The organism is Streptomyces sp. NPDC050704, from assembly GCF_040654355.1.
GTDB lineage: Bacteria > Actinomycetota > Actinomycetes > Streptomycetales > Streptomycetaceae > Streptomyces.
In genome coordinates this window covers 1-2206 of sequence record NZ_JBFAHW010000262.1, presented here as the reverse complement: position 1 = coordinate 2206, position 2206 = coordinate 1, and the positions used below count along the sequence as shown (strand labels likewise).

The 2206-nt window shown below is 60.7% G+C and carries 1 protein-coding gene; it reads right to left on the bottom strand.

The window, feature by feature from the left end; genetic code table 11:
• Positions 1–1526: group II intron reverse transcriptase/maturase (ltrA, locus tag AB0I18_RS51935; protein WP_363112873.1), on the bottom strand; the 1526-nt coding region annotated here is incomplete at its 3' end.
• Positions 1527–2206: the final 680 nt, after the last annotated feature.

Sequence of the window (2206 nt, the reverse complement as noted above, 5' to 3'; positions counted from 1 at the left end):
TTGGCCGCCAACGAGACGTTCGCTCTACCGTCCGCCTCGGGATGCCTTCGCTTTCGGGTTCGCTCAGCCCAATAATCTTCGAGACTCGGGTCATCTCTCGATGCCCCACCCTTCACAGGGATGTGCCTCTTGATCCTGGTCCAGCTGAACTTGTGCAGATACCTCCCAGTATCCTTGTCGCCGAACACCCATTTATCGGCTCTCTGCGGGTTCAGCCTGCCAAAATACCGCGCCTTGACCCAGGCACTCGATTTCTTAACATGGCGTCTCTTGGCCCACCTCCACATGCGATGAAACATGTAGTCGTCCAAGGAGTTAAAAGTCCCCGTAGAGACTACCCCTCGATAATAGGTGGACCACCCCCTGATCAGTGGATTGAGTCGCAAGAGCATGGTCTCGGTCGAGTCCGCGCCCGAGCTTCTCACTATTTCCCTGACCTTCTCCTTGGCTCTGGCAACTGACGCCGCGCTGGGTTTTATCAACAGTTTCCCGTTGTACCGGCGGACGTTGAACCCCAGGAAGTTGAATCCTTCTTCAAGGTGGACTACTTGAGTCTTATCCTCGTTGATGGTCAGCCCCCTCGGGTCCAGCCACTCCGCCAGCTCGCCCTTGATCCGGTACGCCTCTTCCTCTGACGTGCATAGCACCGCAAAGTCGTCTGCGTACCGAATAAACACTGGCGTCCGCTGCCGAACTCTTTGGCTCCCGGAGATCTCGTCGGGGTCTCCCGCAACCGTACCCATACCGTGCAGCGCGATGTTCAGGAGTAGGGGGCTAATTACTCCCCCTTGCGGGGCTCCGGCCTCTGTGGGCGCGAAGCGTCCTGCCTCCATTACCCCGGCCTTTAGCCATTTGCGGATTGCGCCCGCTGCCGGGAACGCCCCGATGGCTTCCAGAAGACGGTCGTGGTTAATGCGGTCGAAGGCTGCTGACAAGTCGGCGTCCAGCGCCCACAGTCTGCTCGCGTCCTTGCGCGCCACGGTGTTGAAGATCGCCTGGATTGCATCCTGGCAGCCGCGTCCTGGCCGGAAGCCGTAACTTCTCCGCTCGAACCGCGCCTCCCATTCAGGCTCCAGGGCATTCTTCACTCTGGCCTGCTGCGCTCGATCCCGGATCGTTGGAATCCCTAGCGGTCGCAGCTTGCCATTCGCCTTCGGGATATGCACGCGCCGCACTGGCCTTACCTCGGTGGCCGGGTCGCTGGCCAGTGTCCTGGCCATTCGCCCCCGTCCCGCTGGAGTGAGAACCTTTTCCCGGTCAATACCGGGCGTACGGCGTCCCGAACTCACCTGTGTCACTCTCCTCACGCTCGCGAGCGTGTTGGAGTGCGATCGCAGCATGAGCTTTTGGAGATTACGGACCTTCTTGAGGTCCCCCTCCTTCGCAGCCTTGAAGATCCTCTGTCGGAGTCGCCTCACTTCGTGCTCTACCGTGAACCAGTCGATACTGTTCCAGTAGCGGGCGTCGTCCAGGGTCTCGTTCCGCGGAGTCTCGAACGCTTCTACCTCCACAATGGTGGTGTTCAACGCTTTCGCCTCCGTTGTCTAACTCGAACCCTGGTTATGGGTCTTCCGCTTCGTCTCTCCAAAGAGCCACCAGCTCCGCGTGGGCTCCCTTTCGGGCTCGGGAATCTCGCCCGATATCCGCCGGGTTCCTTACGGGGGCCGAGGTGCCCTTGTCCGTTTATCCCCTGGGCTTTCGCCCTGGCGGCTTTAGCTTCTCGGAGCTTCCTACTCCCGCAGGAGGGTTCGGCCTTCGTTGCCTCCGGCTTACCGCTGCGCATCCGCACCGGACTCCTACGGGGTTTACCTGTTCTCCTGGTGCCAGTTACGGGCTTGTTAGGACGTCCCCTATACGCCGGGATCGAGGGTGGTCACGCGACCATCTGATCGGCTTCTGGTCGCCCCCTGGGGCTCCTCTGCCCCGAGATCCTTGACCCGCCGACTTCTAACCGCAGGCGCGGGCTTGGGCTGACGGCGCCTCAACAGGGATTCATTTTTCATTCGTCCTTCAAGCTCTTCCCCTTGCCCTGTGCCTCCCGGCGGTCCGGTCAGTCTTGGGGCTTCTTGTCACGGGGCTTCGCACAGGTCCGTTGCCAGTCCTGCACGCCCGCTAAGGGACCCACCATATTGACCACTTGGCGGGGAACTCGTATTCCTCCTTTCGAGTTCACTGGCGGCCAGGAGCTTTCAGGCCGCACCGATCA